Source organism: bacterium, assembly GCA_008933615.1.
Lineage (GTDB): Bacteria > CLD3 > CLD3 > SB21 > SB21 > SB21.
Genome location: WBUR01000007.1, coordinates 1 through 18373 on the forward strand (window position 1 = coordinate 1; position 18373 = coordinate 18373).

Genomic DNA, 18373 nt, shown 5'->3' on the forward strand with positions numbered 1-18373 from the left:
ATTTGAGGTTTGTGTTTCCATGATAAGTTCTCCATTTTAAATTTAGAAGAAACTTATCAAAACACCGACTCATTAACATAATGTCTCAGACTGAAGGGCTCTCTTCCATTTGTGAGCCAACCCGATAAGCGCGTTAAAAATTATAAAACACACCGAGTTTGGTTTGCCGTTTCATGTTTGCCTATTTCCGCATTATCATTTTCTGTGTTTTTCTCAGTGTTCTCTGTTGTCTCCGTGGGTGGTATTTTACGCATTCACACATATTGTCCAGCCGCAAATCCGGATGCCCAGGCCCATTGAAAATTATGTCCGCCAAGATGGCCGGTTACATCAACCGCTTCACCGATATAATACAGGCCCGGAATTTTCTTAGATTCCATCGTTTTGGACGATAACTCATTGGTGTCGATCCCACCGCACGTCACTTCCGCTTTATCGTAACCCTCCGTGTCAACCGGCAAAACTTTCCAATGGTGAACCGTCTGTGCAATTTTTTTCAGATCTTTGTCAACGTATTGATAAATAGGTTTTACCTCAAAAAAAGTTTCACAAAATTTATCAATAAACCTTTTAGAAAAAAACTGCGCGAGAAAATTATCCAGTTTCATCCTGCTCTGAGCATGAGTTTTCAGAAAATTATATAAATCGGCGTTCGGCAGCAAGTTAATTTCAATGCTATCGCCTGCATTCCAATAGGAAGAAATCTGCAATATAGCCGGTCCGCTGAGTCCGCGATGAGTAAAAAGAATGTTCTCCCTGAATGACACGCCTTTACATACAACCTCAGCGGCAATCGAGACTCCGCTTAAAGCGCCGAATATTGACAAGAATTTCTGATCGCAGACCAGCGGAACAAGCCCTGGTTTTGTCGGAGTAACGGCGAGCTTAAATTGTTTTGCAATACGGTACGCGATATCTGTTGCGCCCATTTTTGGAATGGATAAACCTCCTGTAGCAATCACCATGGAGTCGCAACTATATAAACCACGCCCGGTATGAATCTGAAATTCCTTTTCCTTCTGAATTCGCGAGGCGCCGCAGTTTACTACAATTTCAACTCCCGCCGCAGCACATTCTTTCTGAAGCAGCCCAACAATTTCACGCGCGCTTTCATCGCAGAATAATTGCCCCAACTTTTTTTCGTGGTAGCTAATGCCGTGCTTTTCAATCAGTCGGATGAAGTCAGCCGGAGTGAACCGCGCCAACGCGGATTTACAAAAATGGCCGTTTTGAGACAAGAAATTCTGCGGATTAGAATAGAGATTGGTAAAATTACACCGTCCGCCTCCAGAGATCAGAATTTTATTCCCGATCTTATCCGCATGTTCCAGTAACGCCACGCTGCGTCCGCGCTTCCCTGCTTCGATCGCACACATCAGTCCCGCCGCGCCGGCGCCTATAATGATCACGTCCTTTTTTATGATTGCCATGGCAGAAGTGTATTGATAAAATAACTCTAATGAGATACATTGATCGTATATTCAATATGTCCTTTTTTTTGATTGGAATCTATGAAGATTTTTTGCTGCTTATTCCTGATCTATTTTCTGTCCGGCTGCAGTTCTAATAACATCTCATCGGCTGACAATTTGCCCCGAAAAAGACCCGGAGTATTCAGAGTTGCATTCGGTTCATGTAGCAAGCATAATCGTCCGCAGCCTTTGTGGAAATATATACTCCAAGGTAATCCTGACGTTTGGGTTTGGCTCGGCGACGTGATCTATGCCGACACAAAGAACATGAAACGAATGGCGCGAAAATATCAACTGCAGAAGGCCAACCCCGATTATCAAAAACTTGTCGAGACCATACCTGTCATAGGAATTTGGGATGATCATGATTACGGGAAAAACGGCGCCAACAGAACTTATTCGCAAAAAAGAGAAAGTCAGCGTTTGTTTCTGGATTTTCTGGATGTGCCGGCCGACAGCCCTAGACGCTCTCAGGAAGGAGTTTATGCTTCTTATCTTTTTGGAACTGAAAAAAATCAAATCAAAATCATCCTGCTTGACGAACGCTATTTCCGCGAGCGGAAGGGTGAAAATTCAGATATTCTCGGTGAAATCCAATGGCGATGGTTTGAGAATGAACTCACCGATAGCCGCGCGCAAATTCACCTTATCGGATCCTCCACGCAGATTGTGGGGCGCGATCATTTCCATGACAAGTGGGCTGACTTTCCAAAATCTGAAAAACGTTTGTATGAACTGTTAAAAAGAACACGAGTTAAAAACGTCGTCATACTCGCCGGCGACAGGCATTTCAGCGAAATCTCAAAATTTCAGGATGCGCCGATCGGTTATCCTTTGTATGAAATAACATCGAGCGGCATGACACACCACAAAACCGGTTTTTGGCAGAATCTGTTTCGTCTGGAACAAAACCGTTATCGTATCAGCGGGCCCTTTTATGAACTTAATTACGGTATCGTCGATATTGATCTCGTTGGCCAATTAATTACTTTATACATCTGCGATCAAACGGGAAAAGTTCGATTAAAACAGGAAATCCATTTAGAGGAAATTCAGCCTCATTAGTAACGATGTTTTATGAAAGTCAGCATGAACCAAATAGAAATAAAAAACGCCCGAGAGAATGACATCTCGCTTATTCTAACCTTCATAAAAGAATTGGCGCATTACGAAAAACTCGCGCACGCGGTCGTCGCAACCGAAGAACATCTGCGGGAACATTTATTCGGTACAAATCCAAAGGCGGAAGTAGTTCTCGCCTATTATGAACAAGTACCTGTCGGATTCGCGCTATTCTTTCATAATTTTTCTACGTTTGTCGGCCGGCCCGGTATTTATCTGGAAGATCTGTTTGTTCGAGAAACTATGCGCGGCAAAGGTATTGGTAAAGCTTTGCTTGCCTATCTTGCACATGTGGCCATTGAGCGAAATTGCGGCCGATTTGAATGGGCAGTCTTGGACTGGAATTCACCCGCAATCGAATTTTATAAAAGCCTGGGCGCTGTTCCTGTAGACGATTGGACTATATTCCGCGTTTCCGGCGACGCTCTACAGAATCTGGCCCGGAAAAAATAGGAATGGAAAGGCAATATATCATGGCATCACGTTGGACGTTATCCGGAAAAAGGGCGCTGATCACCGGCGCGACCAAAGGAATTGGAAAGGCGATCGCCGAAGAATTTTTGAGCCTCGGCGCGGAGATCACTATCGTCGCCAGGAAAACAACGGATATAAATCTTCTTCTTCAAACATGGAAAGACATGGGCTATACGGCCGACGGCCTTACTGCTGACGTCAGTCGCGACAGCGATAGGAAAATGATGTTTAACGCTTTGGAAACAAAATGGCAACAATTTGATATTTTGGTCAACAACGTCGGTACGAATATTCGCAGGAAAGCTACAGAATATTCTTCAGAAGACTATGACCACATTCTCAATACCAATATGCGTTCGGCGTATGACCTATGTATGTTATCTTACCCTTTTCTGAAGAAATCAGGTTCCGGGTGTATAGTCAATATCTCCTCAGTTGGCGGTTTGACTGCGCTGAAAACAGGCGCTATTTACGCAATGACCAAAGCCGCCTTGATTCAACTTTCAAAAAACCTGGCCATCGAATGGGCGGCTGACAACATTCGGGTTAATTCCATCGCTCCGTGGTATATCCGAACCCCTTTGGCCGAAACGGTTCTGCAAAATCAAGACTATTTGAAATCCGTATTGTCACGAACACCGATGAACCGGATTGGTCAACCGAGTGAAGTTGCATCGGCTGCCGCTTTTTTCTGCATGCCGGCCGGGTCTTATATAACCGGGCAATGCCTTGCCGTTGATGGAGGATTCAGTGTTTTTGGTTTTTAAGATGCTTTTCTGTATTTGATGCTTGAATTCGTCGCCCTTCATTTGAATTTGAAAACACTTTCCCTGCCTCCAAAACCAAAAAAATCCTTGATATATAACGATTTATAATCTATATTTTTGTTTAAATTGAGTCTTTATAACTGAAATTTTGTCAGTGGAAAACTTATGGCACAATTACGGTCAGTTGCGGGTAAACTCATAGTTTTTAGTGCGCCTTCAGGAACAGGGAAAACGGCGATCAAGAACGAACTTGTTAAAAAGGACCCGACACTTGTTTTTTCCATTTCTGCGACCACACGGGAGAAACGGGAAGACGAACATGACGGTAAGGATTATTATTTTATCAGTGAAGAGGAGTTCAAAGATCATATTGAACACAATGATTTTATTGAATACGATCACCATTTCGGAAATTATTACGGCACCTTGCGAATGGCGGTGGAACCGGATCTAAAGGTCGGTTGTAATGTGATCATGGACATTGACGTCAACGGCGCGCTCACCGTTAAGAAAAATTTTCCGGATCAATCGGTCTTGATTTTTATTAAACCGCCTTCCATGGAAGAACTTAAGAAACGACTCATGGCGCGTGGAACTGAAAATGACGAAAACCTGAAAGTGCGCCTTGCGCGGGTTGCTGAAGAAATGGATAAAGCGCATCATTTTGATCATGTCGTGATCAACGATACCATTGAACGCGCAGCAAACGAGATCTTAGACATTATTCGTAAGTGATGGAATGAACCAGACTCCGATACAGGCCGAGAATTTAAGAAATTTTGTATTGGCCAATGACGAAACTGAGATTGAAAACAACCTTGATGAAATAGGCGATACCATCGGGCTAATTGGACGTTCAGCTTCGATTAAATCGGTTGTTCGTGACATTTGCAAAATTGCCCCATCTGATGTTGCCGTTCTCATCATCGGTGAAAGCGGCACCGGCAAAGATATATCGGCGAAAGCCATCCATCAGCTTAGCCACCGCCGAAATCGCCCTCTCGTTATAGTCAATAGCGGCGCAATCGCAGAAGGTATACTCGAGAGCGAACTTTTCGGACATGAACGAGGCGCTTTTACGGGCGCGGTGTCGGAGCGTAAAGGATATTTTGAAACGGCTAACGGCGGAACCGTTTTTTTAGATGAAATCGGCGATATGCCGCTTGTAACACAGGTGAAACTCCTGCGTGTATTGGAATCCGGCGAATTTATTAAGGTTGGAGGCTCGGTTGTCAAAAAGTCAGATGTGCGTGTGATCGCGGCAACTAACCGAAATCTGGAACAAATGGTTCGGCGTGGCGAGTTTCGTAAAGATCTGTACTACCGGCTTAAGGCAATTACGTTGAACATAGCGCCATTGCGCGCGCGGCGGGAAGATATTCCGATACTTGTTGAAAAATTCATTCGGTCATTCAGTCTCCAGACGCACGGATCTTTTAAAGGATTTTCGCCAGAAGCCATGGATATGATTACCCAGTACCGCTGGCCTGGAAACGTAAGGGAATTAAAAAATTTTGTAGAAAGTTTGATCACGCTCAAAAGGGGCGACATCGTTACGCCGTCTGATGTGACCAATAATTTGCAGAATTTCAGAGATATTGATGCGCTCAACGAAGACGAACCGGATAATACGCGCTTGCCGGTTGCCATGCATGTGACTCCTGAACAGGCGGAACGGGAATTATTATATCGGACCTTGCTGTCGCTCAAACAGGACATTACGGATATTAAACACTTTCTTGCGGCAAAATTTGGCGGTTCCGCCTCCGGGTTGTCAAGCCACGCGTCTTCGCCTATGATCTTTGACAAAAAAATTTCTGAAAGCAAAGTGGTCGAACCGGAAATTTATAATGTAGATGAATCGCCCGAACGTGAAACGATGGACGTCGGAGAGGCAGAGAAGGAACTGATCATTAAAGCGTTGAAAAGATATGATAGCAAAAGAAGCGCCGCGGCCAAAGCGCTCGGACTATCCGAACGAACGCTGTACCGTAAGATCAAAGAATATAACCTGGACTTATAATGAACCCGATCCGTCGTAAAAATTATTTTGACTTGTCGACGGGAACCCATTCCTTTATGGCATCTCAAGTCCTCCTGTGCAAGTTTTTTTTGCTCGCGCTGACGGTGAGCATGACGGGTTGCACCTATTCGTTCAGCGGCGCCAATCTAGGAGGCGTTAAAACGGTGGCCGTTCCGGTTTTTGATAACATTACGTCCGAGCCCGGTATCCGCGAACGCGTGACAAACGAACTTGTCCGCGCCATCCTCGATGATAATAATTTCAAGATCGCCGACCTGAAATTGGCGGACGCTGTTATAGCGGGCAAGATTACTAAAATTGATGACGTTCCGTTTACATTCGAAGGCAGCGGCAATACTTTCTCGACTACGGATTACAAAATAACGATAACCACCACCATACGTTTTGAAAATAAGAAAGAAAAGAAAACACTTTGGGAGGAATCGGTCACAGGATGGGGTCGTTATACTCTGCAAGGCGATAAGCGGCGCAATGACGGTATCGATGAGGCAGTCAAAATGATAACGCAAAATGTTTTAAATAAAGTTGTTTCGGATTGGTAAAACCAAACCCGGAGATATTCAAAAACCCTAAACCCTATTAAACCCAAGGACCCTTATGCTTCTCTCGTTCGACGGCGGATTGCTTTTATTCTACGCCTATCTTTTTTGTATGTTTGTATTGTTTCTTTTCAGTACGCATAATTTTGTGATGATCTATTATTTTCTAAAGCATCGTCATAAAAATAATCTCGAAAAATTTGATCTGAAAAAAATTCCGACACAGAGCTGGCCGCGCGTGACGGTCCAGCTTCCAATTTTCAATGAACAAAATGTCGCAGAACGCCTGATTCTGTCAACAAGTAAACTAAGTTGGCCAAAAGATAGATTAGAAATTCAGGTTCTGGACGACTCAACGGATGACACGCTTAAACTAACTTCGGCGGTTGTTGACCAATTATCAAAAGAAGGGTTTTGTGTTAGGATGTTCCACCGAACAAACCGCACAGGGTATAAGGCCGGCGCTCTCCGCGAAGCTTTGGAAGATGCAAGCGGCGAATACGTCGCAATCTTTGATGCCGATTTTATTCCTGATAAGGATTTTCTGAAAAATACAATTCCCTATTTTGCTAATCCGAAGATCGGCATGGTGCAAACGCGTTGGGGTCATTTGAATGAAGATTATTCAATCCTTACGCAAACACAGTCTATCGGGTTGAACGGCCACTTTGTCATTCAGCAACTCGCCAGGAATCGCGCCGGATTTCTCATCAATTTTAACGGCACAGGCGGAGTCTGGAAAAAAGACTGTATCCATGACGCAGGAAATTGGCACGACGATACGCTGACCGAAGATCTCGATCTCAGTTATCGCGCACAACTCAAAGGATGGAATTTTGTATTTTTGAATGACGTGGTTTCTCCGGGCGAATTACCGGCAGAGATCAACGCATTGAAATCGCAGCAATTTCGTTGGACTAAAGGCTCAGTCGAAACGGCAAAAAAATTAGTTCCTAAGATTCTAAAATCCGAGTTGTCGTTATGGGTAAAAATACAATCGTTGTTTCACCTGACTGCCAATTTTTCGTACATATTTGTAGTGGCGTCTTGTCTGCTTAATTCATCGGTTCTATTTCTGCATAATGAAAATGGACGGTTTAATATCATGCTGGATATCATGATGGTATTTGTTCTAACGATCATTGGTTTATTTATTTTCTACTTCTATTCTGAAAAAATGATCAACCCGAACTGGAAAAAACGCATGCTGTTGTTTCCGATCTTCATGATGGGCAGCATTGGATTGTCGCTCAGCAACGCCAAAGCAGTTCTGGAAGGTTTTTTTAATATCAAATCGGCATTTATCCGTACGCCGAAACTAGGATTTTTACATCGCGATCCGAACAAACAGCATCATACGAAATACGTTATAAAAATCGACAAACTCGTTTTTCTGGAAATACTAATGATTTTTTACGTCGTTTGGTCGTCGTACGTCGGTATTCATAACTATATGACGGCTAAATCTAATTTTATCGGGATGATCTTTTTTAACTTCTGGACGTTAATCGGATTTTCGATGGTCACGTTTCTTTCTCTAAAACACGTATACCAAAGCCGCAACTAACTTGATGGGTCGTTTATGGCAAGAGAAAATAAAGCTACCGTAGCCGCTGTGATCAGCAACCAGGAAATTCTGGCCGAGATCAATCTGATTTCACAGATACAGCAGATAGAAACGCGCTTCGCCACAGAGCCTGATAGCATAAGGTTTGCACAACTCGCCGATGCCTATCTCGGTATCGGTGATTTTGAACATGCAATAAAGCTCTGCGAACAGGGCCTGGTAAAACATCCGCAATACGATACCGGCACATTGGTGCTGGCGAAATCACATTATCTCAGCGGCAATAAGAAAAAAGCGCGCGAAGTGCTGCAAGATTTTCTAATTACGCATCCGGCAAGTTTATCGGGACATAAATTACTTGGCGACTTGTCTCTAGAAGAGGATGACGTTGCAGGTACTGTTTCTCATTACCGCATCGCATTGCGTTTTGACCCGATTAACAGACAGATCATACAGACTCTTGTCGATTTGAAAGATAAATATCAGAAGATTAAAGAATCAAAACCCTCCGATGAGGAAGAGGAAGAAGTTGTCAAAACGGTCGCGAAGAAAGCAGAACCAACCGTTCCTCCCGATACACAGGTGAAGAAAACTTCACCGGTCAGTGAGGAGAAGCCCGCTGTAAAACCAGCGCCGGATAAGGAAGACAACAAACTAGATTCTTTCATCGAAGATGCGATTCAGCCAATGGAAGATCGGGTTGAATTTAAGCCCATTGAAGTTAAACCCGCAAAGACGGAACCGGTTATTGCCAAAACTCAGGAAAAACCGAAAGCCGAAGAAAAACCAAGCGAATTCTCTCCTGCGTACACCGACAATAACGGCATCATGTATTTCTACGATGACGATGAAGTGTCATTTGAACAATACAAAAAACGCCTTGATTTACAAAAAGCCGGAAAGGCGCTCATTCTTGAACGGGCTTTGCTTGATCAGAAATTGGCCGAAAAAGGCATAAAAACTGCAGTTAAAACACGAAAAGCGGAAGACGACGCCTTCGCTGCGCAGGCTGAATCTGCAATTGACATGGAGATTACGCCTAAAGGATTTGAATTCGAAGCTGAAAAAGAGAAACCGAAGAAAATCGCCACTTTTGAGGAACATATAGATGCGTCGATGGCAAAAGAGGAAGAAGATCTCCTTACGGCTGCAGAACAGGAAGCCGCGCTTTCAGAGATCGAAATGTCTTATAAAGATTATCTCGACATCCTGACTAATGAAGAAGATTTGTTAGAGGCTTTGTTTCAAGAGGAACATGAAGCGGGTATCGAAGAGGAAAAAGAGGACAAAGCAGGACGTATTCTCGCAACCGCTGAAGATAGCGAGAAACCGTTAAGTTCGACTACTGAAGCCGATCAGCCGATTCCGTATTTGGATTATGTCCAGAGTCTCGAAAGTGATTCGGATATTACGGAAGCAAGTTTCACAACTCAATCTGCAGTTACGGAAAAGGAGGAAACGATCGGATTTAGCGAATTTTCATCCTATCTCGATGATTCGGACGATACGATTGATTATGCATCTTATGCTATGCTGCTTGAGGTTGAAGGTAGCTCGGCAAAAACATTATGGGCTGATGTTCCTGCGACGGTAGAGTCAGCTGTAAGCTACAACGATTACATCGTGTCTGCGCCTGCGGCAGAAAAAGCATATGCCGTATTCAAAACACCTGATGAAGATAAGAAACAAGAAAAAGCCAAGGAAGTATCGGCAGCGGATGCGGTAGTCGAAGCGACCGTCACTGGAGCCAAAACGGTTGTAGAATCCGTTGTGAAGGCGGAAGCCGCTAAGACAATACAGCCTGAGATCAAAGAAGAAATAACGGAAGAAACTGATGATTACCAGGAAGAGGAATTTGAAACAGAAATTAATCCTCAGGATGCAACGCCTGAATTGGTAGAAAAACTTGCGGCACGAGGACAGTACGGATCGGCGTATAAAGTATGTAAAATGCTTAAAGTAAAAAACCCTACCGACGCTAAAGTGGATAGAAAAATTTTGGAACTTAAACGTCTTTACGTTTGGAGCAGCCAGATGGTAGGATAGAAATTACCCTGCATTTTTATTGAAACTCTGCTTCGATCGTATTATTTTACTCCGCGATTTTGAAGTGCCCCACGCATACCGGAAAAACAGACTGATATGCGGTTTCTACGACACATAATAGAAGGAGACATTGGACATGAATTTCCCTGAAGATCTACTTTACAGCACCAGTCACGAATGGGTCAAACTCAACGGCGATGAAGCGACCATCGGCATTACCGAATATGCGCAGTCTGAACTGGGTGATATTATTTTTGTTGAAACTCCCGAAGTCGGGCGAAAGATCCAGCCGGGTCAGCCTTTTGGATCCATCGAAGCCGTGAAAACGGTCAGTGACCTGTACGGGCCGCTCACCGGTGAAGTAACCGCCGTGAATAGTAAGCTCACCGATACCCCTGAAGTCATTAATTCCGATCCGTACGGCGAAGGATGGATCATTAAAATGAAGGTGACCGACGCTTCTGCAAAAGCAAAACTGTTATCTGTTCAAAAGTACAAAGAAACTACCGCGCACTAAATAAAGCGAAATACCTCCGCGAGATTTTAGAAACCACAACGGCAATGGCAAAAAAAAAACCATCCTTGAAGACTACCATTTCAAAAACTTCCCCGCATAACAAGCCGGCTGGACGGAAAAGTATTTCTAGGAAAGACCGCCCTAAAAAAAAAACTGAACCGGTTGGTTTTCTGTTAGAAACATTAATTCAAAGTTCACCTGACGCACTTTTGATCATTGGCCCCGACGGAAAAGTCATCCGATATAATAAAAAATTTACGGCCCTCCTCGCTGTAAACTCCGGTGTGGCGTTAATATCCGAAGAAGACATTATTACTCAATTAAAAAGCTATCTGCCTTCATATCTACTCCAAAAGATTGAGTCCGAAAATGGTCCAAATTTTTCATGTAGGGAAGACGTTGAGTTTAGTCACCCGGATGTCAAATACGTTCAATGCCAGATCCAACCAATGCTGGATACATCCGGAAATTACGCTGGGAAATTATGGGTGATTCGCGACAGAACTGATCTAGTTCAGAATCAGAAATCAGTAGAACATGCCTCGCGCGATATAGAAAAGCGAAAATTTGATTTTGAAAAAAAGAGCCAGGATTTAGGAAAAGCTTACCGCGAGGTTGAAGAACTGAATAAAAGCGTAACGGAAGCCAATCGCCTCAAGTCCGAATTCTTGTCCAACATGAGCCATGAATTACGTACGCCTTTGAACTCTATCCTCGCGCTTTCAAGTATTTTGCTGGCGAGAATGGACGGCGATCTCAATGAGGAACAGGAAAAACAACTGAAGATCATTGAAAAAAGCGGAAAGAATTTATTACGCTTGATTAATGATATTTTAGATCTTTCCAAGATCGACTCAGGACGAATGGATATTTTCAACTCCGAATACGCCGTACACGATTTCACCGAATCGCTGCGCATGACCATTATGCCGATGCTGAAAGAGACCGACCTCGCATTCAATATCGATGTGGAAGAGGGAATCGATATCCATAGTTCGGATGAAAATAAACTGAAACAAATATTACTTAATCTTATTTCAAACGCTATTAAGTTCACCCATAAAGGCAGTGTTACGCTTCTCGTTAAGCGTACTAAGTTTGATGATGTGCTTGAATACTCAGTCAAAGATACCGGGATTGGGATCGAACCTTCAAATTTTGAAACGATTTTCGACCCGTTCAGACAACTGGACGGGTCAGCCACACGTAAGTACGGCGGAACGGGACTGGGTTTGGCTGTAACGAAAAAACTGGTGGACTTACTTGGCGGCAAGATCTGGGTTGAAAGCGAACCGGGTAAAGGTTCGGCATTTAAGTTCATACTTCCGTCTAAATTGCGTGGTACAACTTCATCCGTTTTGTCTGATACCGAAATTGCCGGAATGATTTCAAAAGAAAAAAAACCAACTGAGTCTCCGGAGAATAAAGAAATTCAAATTGATCCGAGCAAAAAGATTATCATGGTTGTGGATGATGATAATGAGTTCCTGTATGTCATGAAAAAGTATGTCAGCGAAGGTAACTATCAAATTATAACAGTTCAAGACGGCGAATCGGCCATTAAGACGGCTATCAAATACAACCCTGACGTTATTACTTTGGATATCATGATGCCGAAAAAAGACGGATGGGAAATTTTACAGGAATTAAAGCGTACACCCCAAACCAAAGATATCCCTGTTGCGATTATATCCATGATTGACAACAAAAAACTTGGCTACAGCCTCGGCACGGCGGATTATATTGTCAAACCTGTGATTCAGGACATGCTGTTAAAAAGACTAAACAAATTAAGTGAAGAACGCGGACTGAAAAAAATCCTGATCGTTGACGACGATCTGTCGCAGGCTGAGCTGGTTGAGGAAATTCTCGAAAGCGATGATTTTGTTTCTGAAGTTGCTACCAGCGGTGAAATGGCGATTCAATTAGCCAAACGAAAACCCTATGATTTGGTGATCCTTGATCTACTGATGCCGCAAATTGACGGCTTTGCTGTGCTTAAAAATTTGCAAAACGACCCTCTGACGGAAAAAATGCCGGTTCTGATCCTGACGGGGAAATTATTGACACAGGAAGATCAAAAAAAATTGACCGGACGTCATTATTATGTATTTCAAAAAAGCATGTTCTCAAGGGAAAAACTTTTGGAACAGATTCACGTGATACTGAAAAAGGATACCCAGCGCATTTAGGATGAGCATACAATACAAAATTTTAATCGTAGATGATAATGAGCATAGCCGCTATTCGCTGCAAAAGACGCTCCAAAGGCCTGAATACCAGTTTATTGAAGCCCATGATGGTTCTTCCGCTATTCAGCTGGTCCAATCGATTAAACCGGACTTAATTCTGCTTGATGTTCGCCTCCCGGGTATTGACGGTTTTCAAATATGCGAATCCATTCGTCAGTTTGAAAAACATGTTCCGATAGTGTTTGTCACGGCCAACCTTAAAGAATTCGTTGATCAAGTACACGGATTTGAAAAAGGCGGCGACGATTATATTATCCAGCCGTATGATCCGAAAGAATTGATCATAAAAATAAAAGTTTTGCTGCGTAATAAGAGACTCTACGATGAATTGCTCGAAGAAGTTCAGAAATTAGATAAAATGAAGTCGGATTTAAATTCATCCAACGAGAAATTGAAAGAAGTGAATTCGCAGTTGGCAGAAAAAAACGACTTTCTCGTATCTCTTACCATTACTGATCCGCTTACCTCATTATACAACCGAAAATATTTCCATCAGCGAATTGAAAAGGAAATAAGCGCGGTAAAGCGTTATAAACACGATTCGAGCGCTGCTATCTTAGATATCGACCATTATAAAAAAGTGAATGAGCGTTTCAGCCGGCAACAAGGTGACGTCGTTCTAAAGGAACTGTCCAGTATATTGGTCAACAGCGTACGTAATTCGGATGTGGTCACTCGTTTTGACGGAGGCAAGTTTGCAATAATTTTTACCCACACACCGGAAGAGAATGCGCTCACAAAAGCGCGAATGATTCATGAGTCTATTATGGCTTACCCTTTTCCTGTATACGAAGATCTTATTTCGGAAGATGTTTGGAATTCTTTGTCGACTAAGTCAATTCAATTGACGGCAAGTATTGCCGTCGCCGGGTTATCGCGCGACTGGATCAAAAATGAAGCCGACCTGATTGGAGCATTGAATGATTCCATCGATCAGGCTAAACACCAGGGCGGTAACCGTGTCTTAACAGTAACTCAAAATATGCAGCAGCAATAGGAGAATAGAATTAACATGAACACGGAACATGATGGAAGTTTTGAAACGCGCCATATAGGGCCGAATCCGGATGAGACAAAAGCAATGTTGGATGTCATCGGTGTATCTTCGCTGGACAATTTAATTAATCAAACGGTCCCTGAACTCATACGTCTTACCAAGGAAATGAATCTTCCTCCTGCTTTGGGCGAGTATGACGTATTAAAGGAAATGAAGAGTATTGCATCAAAGAATAAAGTTTACAAGTCTTATATCGGGATGGGATATTACGGATGCATAACGCCAACGGTTATCCTGAGAAATATTCTGGAGAACCCGAGTTGGTATACGCAATATACTCCCTATCAAGCTGAAATCGCCCAGGGACGGCTAGAGGCGTTGCTCAATTATCAGACGATGATATCGGATTTGACAGCTTTACCGGTCGCTAACGCTTCTTTGCTCGACGAAGGAACGGCCGCGGCCGAGGCTATGCATATGTTGCACGCGTCACAAACCGATTCGAAACGAAACAGATTTTTTGTTTCACAGAACTGCTTTCCGCAAACTATCGATATTCTAAAAACGCGCGCGAATCCCCTCGGAATTAAGATCATCGTAGGCGATCACACAAAGTTTGATTACACAAAGAATTTCTTCGGAGCGCTTGTTCAATATCCTGACTGCGATGGTGAGATCATTGATTACAAAGATTTCTGCAGTAAGATCCATGATCAAGGAGGGTATGTCGCGGTGGCCGCTGACCTGCTCAGTCTTGCGCTTCTGACGCCGCCGGGTGAGTGGGGCGCAGACGTCGTTGTCGGATCTTCGCAGCGTTTTGGAATTCCGATGGGTTACGGCGGGCCTCATGCAGGCTATTTTTCAACTAAGGACGAGTTCAAACGAAAGATCCCTGGACGCATAATCGGTGTATCCATTGATTCGCACGGAAAACGCGCTCTGCGTATGGCATTACAGACACGCGAGCAGCATATTCGCCGAGAAAAAGCCACGAGCAATATTTGCACTGCGCAGGTTCTATTGGCCAATATGGCCGGCATGTATGCCGTATATCACGGCCCTAAGGGAATTAAAAATATTGCATCCCGCGTCAATCAATTAGCGTCCGTTTTGAATAAGGGTCTGGAAGAACTCGGATTCAAGCAACTCAATCAAAACTATTTTGATACGATTAAGATTCTCATAAAAGATGCCGCTTTATATAAAAGAGTCAAGAAAGCGGCTTTAGGAATTCAGATTAATTTGAGGTATATCGACAAACAAACAGTAGGTATTTCTATTGACGAAACGACGTCTGCATCCGATATCCAGAGGATTACCAATATGTTTGCTGCAGCCAAAGGAGTCCCTGCGGTTTCAATTGATATGGATGTTCAGAATTTTCTGCCGCTGACCCTGATTCGAAAAACTGCTTATTTACAGCATCCTGTATTTAATTCTCATCATTCGGAAGCGGAAATGCTACGCTATATCAAGTCACTTGAAAACAAAGACCTGTCCCTCGCTAATTCCATGATTCCGCTTGGCTCATGTACGATGAAATTGAACGCCACGACAGAAATGATACCCGTAAGTTGGCCGGAATTTGCTGCTCTACATCCATTTACGCCGATTAATCAGACTTCAGGTTATCAACAAATATTTCTTGAACTTGAAAATTATCTTAATGAAATCACGGGTTTTGCAGCCACGTCACTTCAGCCGAATGCCGGCGCGCAGGGCGAGTATACCGGATTGATGGTAATTAGGGCTTATTTAAAAAGCATGAAGCAATCTCATCGCAACGTCGCATTAATCCCGTCATCTGCACACGGAACTAATCCTGCAAGCGCCGTTATGGCGGGCATGCAGGTTGTCGTAATCAAATGCGATGACCATGGAAATATTGATGTAAATGACCTGAAAGAAAAGGCGGAACAGCATAAAGAAAATCTTGCGGCATTAATGGTTACGTATCCGTCGACGCATGGCGTGTTCGAAGAAAGTATTAATGAAATGTGCGCGATCGTACATCAGCACGGCGGCCAGGTATACATGGACGGCGCCAATATGAATGCGCAAGTCGGATTGACCAACCCGGCAATGATCGGCGCAGACGTATGCCATTTGAATTTACATAAGACATTTTGTATTCCGCACGGCGGCGGCGGCCCAGGAATGGGACCTATTTGTGTAGCAAGCCACCTTGCTCCATTCCTGCCCGGACACACGGTTGTAAAGACGGGCGGCAGACAGGCTATTACGGCTGTTTCTGCTGCACCGTGGGGCAGCGCCAGTATTTTGTTAATTTCCTATATCTACATTCGGATGATGGGCGCTCGCGGACTTACGAATGCAACAAAGTACGCCATTCTCAATGCAAACTATATCAAATCCAGATTGCGCGGTTATTATGAGGCGCTATACTCCGGTAAAAACGGTCGAAGTGCGCACGAAATGATTCTTGATACCCGCGTTTTTAAAACTACGGCGAATGTCGAAGTGATCGATATTGCAAAACGACTGATGGATTATGGTTTTCACGCGCCAACGGTTTCATTTCCCGTTCCGGGAACCTTGATGGTAGAGCCTACGGAAAGCGAACCTAAGCCTGAACTCGACCGTTTCTGCGATGCGTTGATCTCTATTCGAAAAGAAATTGAAGAAATCGAAAAGGGGGAGTCAGACAAGGAAAATAATGTTTTAAAAAATGCGCCGCATACCATCGAAACGCTTGTTGCGGATGATTGGAAATATCCCTATTTGCGCGAAAAAGCGGCATATCCATTATCGTTTTTAAGAACCGCTAAATTCTGGCCGAGCGTTGGACGAGTTAACGATGCTCACGGCGACCGGAATCTTATCTGTAGCTGTCCGCCGGTTGAAAGTTATACTTAAGAAAACTGTTGCGTCGTTCGATTAAATACTTTATATTTGCAGCCCAATTGAGAATAAGATATTGTTTATAAAAAATATAAGGAGAATCTTTCATGCCCGTAAAAGCATTTCCATTTGATAAACTGGATGAAAAGATCGAAAACGTATACGAAGCGGTGATCATTGCCGCTCGGCGCGCACGTCAGATCAATGACGAACAAATGATTCAGGTTCGTACTCTAATGGAAGGCGAGGATGCTGAGGATGACGAGGCGCCGCGTATTAACCGCGAAGACATTCTCGATCTTGAAAAATTACCTAAACCGGTCGCGACAGCTCTCAAAGAATTACTGGATCAAAAACTCGAACACGAGTATCTGGATAAAGAGGAAAAATAGATCTCTGTTCTCTGCAGAATTTTATTCTAATTCCAAATAACAAACTTTATCCAAAAAAGTCTGTTATTTGGAATTTCTTATTTTACCCGTAGGAAAATGTTATGCAAGCAGGCAATCCAAAATATGCCGGAAAGAAAATTTTAATTGGGATGACCGGAGGAATTGCTTGCTACAAAATGTGTGAGTTAGTGCGCTCTTTAAAAAAAAACGGCGCAGAAGTACGCGTAATCATGACGCGTCATGCGACCGAATTTATTTCTCCACTTACTCTAGAGACTCTCTCGGGCTATAAAGTTACAACTGAGACCTTCCCCCCTTACGATTCTGCACATACGGAAATGACAGGCACCCATCATATTGATATAGCAAATTGGCCCGATATTTTTCTTATTGCGCCGGCCGGCGGAAATATGGTGGGTAAAATCGCCAACGGTATAGCGGATGAGATTCTATCTACCGTCGTCATGGCCTGTCCTAAACCCATTTTGTTAGCGCTGGCAATGAATGACAAAATGTACCTAAATCCAATCGTTCAGAAAAATATCCAGACCTTGCGTGAATTTAATTATGGCATTATTGATCCTGAAACGGGCTTTTTGGCTGAAGGCTATGAGGGGGTTGGCCGTTTGGCGGACATTGAAAAGATCATTTGGAAGGTAGAAAAGGCACTTTTTGGAAACAACTCGCTTATTAATAAAAAAATCTTAGTGACAGCGGGGCCAACGCATGAATCACTTGATCCCGTGCGATTTCTGACAAATCATTCTTCCGGCAGAATGGGGTACGCTGTGGCAAAAGAAGCCGTTCTGCAGGGAGCCGGCGTAACTCTTATTTCAGGCCCCACTCATTTGCCGCCGCCGCAGGATGTACGTTTAGTTACGGCTACTTCTGCTGAAGATATGGCCCGTGCGGTTGATGACAATATTTCTGATCACGATGTGCTGATCATGGCGGCTGCAGTTGCCGATTTCACTCCATATAATCAGGAAGATCAAAAGATAAAAAAGTCTGAGGAATGGATACTCAAACTCAAAAAGACAACAGATATTCTGTCAGGCGTTGCCAGTAAAAAGGGAAATAAGATCGTTGTGGGATTTGCTCTTGAAACTGAAAATGAAATCCAGAATGCGCAAATGAAATTAAAATCCAAGAATTTGAATTTTATTGTTCTCAACAACCCCAAGGACATCGGTGCCGGATTTAATACGAAAACGAATAAGATCACAATCATAGACCAAAATCATATTGAAAAACTGCCGTTGATGACCAAAGAGGATGTTGCAAAAATAATTCTGAATCGAATAATAAAAATATTATAACAG

At 43.4% G+C, this 18373-nt stretch carries 15 protein-coding genes; 14 read left to right on the forward strand and 1 reads right to left on the reverse strand.

What is annotated here, in order from left to right:
* Nucleotides 1–254 precede the first annotated feature (254 nt).
* Nucleotides 255–1424 (reverse strand): NAD(P)/FAD-dependent oxidoreductase, encoded by a 1170-nt coding sequence (locus tag F9K33_03815; GenBank protein KAB2880778.1) that lies wholly within the window; start codon nt 1422–1424, stop codon nt 255–257.
* An 87-nt stretch (nt 1425–1511) separates the two neighbouring features.
* Here F9K33_03815 and F9K33_03820 point away from each other — a divergent pair, with 87 nt between their 5' ends.
* The 14 genes from F9K33_03820 to coaBC all read left to right on the forward strand — a co-directional run bounded on the left by F9K33_03820 (nt 1512) and on the right by coaBC (nt 18370).
* Nucleotides 1512–2537, forward strand: coding sequence for an alkaline phosphatase family protein (locus tag F9K33_03820; GenBank protein ID KAB2880689.1), 1026 nt, complete (start codon nt 1512–1514; stop codon nt 2535–2537).
* A 24-nt stretch (nt 2538–2561) separates the two neighbouring features.
* Nucleotides 2562–3047 carry a GNAT family N-acetyltransferase gene (locus F9K33_03825; GenBank protein ID KAB2880690.1) on the forward strand — a complete coding sequence of 162 codons (486 nt, stop codon included), beginning with the start codon at nt 2562–2564 and terminating at the stop codon, nt 3045–3047.
* A 20-nt stretch (nt 3048–3067) separates the two neighbouring features.
* Nucleotides 3068–3835 (forward strand): SDR family oxidoreductase, encoded by a 768-nt coding sequence (locus F9K33_03830; protein ID KAB2880779.1) that lies wholly within the window; start codon nt 3068–3070, stop codon nt 3833–3835.
* 165 nt (nt 3836–4000) lie between these two features.
* Nucleotides 4001–4570, forward strand: a complete 570-nt coding sequence (locus F9K33_03835; protein KAB2880691.1) for a guanylate kinase — start codon at nt 4001–4003, stop codon at nt 4568–4570.
* Between the two features lie 4 nt (nt 4571–4574).
* A complete protein-coding gene (locus F9K33_03840) occupies nt 4575–5858 on the forward strand; it encodes a sigma-54-dependent Fis family transcriptional regulator (protein ID KAB2880692.1) in 1284 nt (427 codons plus the stop codon).
* Nucleotides 5858–6421, forward strand: coding sequence for a hypothetical protein (locus tag F9K33_03845; GenBank protein ID KAB2880693.1), 564 nt, complete (start codon nt 5858–5860; stop codon nt 6419–6421). The genes F9K33_03840 and F9K33_03845 overlap by 1 nt, the downstream gene beginning before the upstream one ends.
* Before the next feature lie 109 nt (nt 6422–6530).
* On the forward strand, nt 6531–7985 hold the full coding sequence (locus tag F9K33_03850) for a glycosyltransferase (GenBank protein KAB2880780.1): 1455 nt from the start codon (nt 6531–6533) through the stop codon (nt 7983–7985).
* A 15-nt stretch (nt 7986–8000) separates the two neighbouring features.
* Nucleotides 8001–10031, forward strand: a complete 2031-nt coding sequence (locus F9K33_03855) for a hypothetical protein (protein KAB2880694.1) — start codon at nt 8001–8003, stop codon at nt 10029–10031.
* 136 nt (nt 10032–10167) lie between these two features.
* Nucleotides 10168–10548 (forward strand): glycine cleavage system protein GcvH, encoded by a 381-nt coding sequence (gene gcvH / locus F9K33_03860; GenBank protein ID KAB2880695.1) that lies wholly within the window; start codon nt 10168–10170, stop codon nt 10546–10548.
* Nucleotides 10549–10592: 44 nt separating this feature from the next.
* Nucleotides 10593–12740, forward strand: a complete 2148-nt coding sequence (locus tag F9K33_03865; protein KAB2880696.1) for a response regulator — start codon at nt 10593–10595, stop codon at nt 12738–12740.
* A 1-nt stretch (nt 12741) separates the two neighbouring features.
* Entirely contained in the window at nt 12742–13797 is a 1056-nt protein-coding gene (locus tag F9K33_03870) for a diguanylate cyclase (GenBank protein KAB2880697.1), read from the forward strand.
* Nucleotides 13798–13812: 15 nt separating this feature from the next.
* Complete coding sequence (gene gcvP / locus F9K33_03875; protein ID KAB2880698.1) at nt 13813–16674, forward strand: aminomethyl-transferring glycine dehydrogenase; 2862 nt, start codon at nt 13813–13815, stop codon at nt 16672–16674.
* A gap of 92 nt (nt 16675–16766) precedes the next feature.
* A complete protein-coding gene (rpoZ, locus tag F9K33_03880; GenBank protein KAB2880699.1) occupies nt 16767–17051 on the forward strand; it encodes a DNA-directed RNA polymerase subunit omega in 285 nt (94 codons plus the stop codon).
* A gap of 101 nt (nt 17052–17152) precedes the next feature.
* Nucleotides 17153–18370: a bifunctional phosphopantothenoylcysteine decarboxylase/phosphopantothenate--cysteine ligase CoaBC gene (gene coaBC / locus F9K33_03885; protein ID KAB2880700.1), complete on the forward strand. Its 1218-nt coding sequence runs from the start codon at nt 17153–17155 to the stop codon at nt 18368–18370.
* Nucleotides 18371–18373 lie beyond the last annotated feature (3 nt).

Bases quoted from the DNA above. Each gene is read 5' to 3' on its own strand.
- F9K33_03820 (KAB2880689.1), top strand. From the start codon at position 1,512: ATGAAGATTTTTTGCTGCTTATTCCTGATCTATTTTCTGTCCGGCTGC.
- F9K33_03825 (KAB2880690.1), top strand. From the start codon at position 2,562: ATGAACCAAATAGAAATAAAAAACGCCCGAGAGAATGACATCTCGCTT.
- F9K33_03830 (KAB2880779.1), top strand. From the start codon at position 3,068: ATGGCATCACGTTGGACGTTATCCGGAAAAAGGGCGCTGATCACCGGC.
- F9K33_03835 (KAB2880691.1), top strand. From the start codon at position 4,001: ATGGCACAATTACGGTCAGTTGCGGGTAAACTCATAGTTTTTAGTGCG.
- F9K33_03840 (KAB2880692.1), top strand. From the start codon at position 4,575: ATGAACCAGACTCCGATACAGGCCGAGAATTTAAGAAATTTTGTATTG.
- F9K33_03845 (KAB2880693.1), top strand. From the start codon at position 5,858: ATGAACCCGATCCGTCGTAAAAATTATTTTGACTTGTCGACGGGAACC.
- F9K33_03850 (KAB2880780.1), top strand. From the start codon at position 6,531: ATGTTTGTATTGTTTCTTTTCAGTACGCATAATTTTGTGATGATCTAT.
- F9K33_03855 (KAB2880694.1), top strand. From the start codon at position 8,001: ATGGCAAGAGAAAATAAAGCTACCGTAGCCGCTGTGATCAGCAACCAG.
- gcvH (KAB2880695.1), top strand. From the start codon at position 10,168: ATGAATTTCCCTGAAGATCTACTTTACAGCACCAGTCACGAATGGGTC.
- F9K33_03865 (KAB2880696.1), top strand. From the start codon at position 10,593: ATGGCAAAAAAAAAACCATCCTTGAAGACTACCATTTCAAAAACTTCC.
- F9K33_03870 (KAB2880697.1), top strand. From the start codon at position 12,742: ATGAGCATACAATACAAAATTTTAATCGTAGATGATAATGAGCATAGC.
- gcvP (KAB2880698.1), top strand. From the start codon at position 13,813: ATGAACACGGAACATGATGGAAGTTTTGAAACGCGCCATATAGGGCCG.
- rpoZ (KAB2880699.1), top strand. From the start codon at position 16,767: ATGCCCGTAAAAGCATTTCCATTTGATAAACTGGATGAAAAGATCGAA.
- coaBC (KAB2880700.1), top strand. From the start codon at position 17,153: ATGCAAGCAGGCAATCCAAAATATGCCGGAAAGAAAATTTTAATTGGG.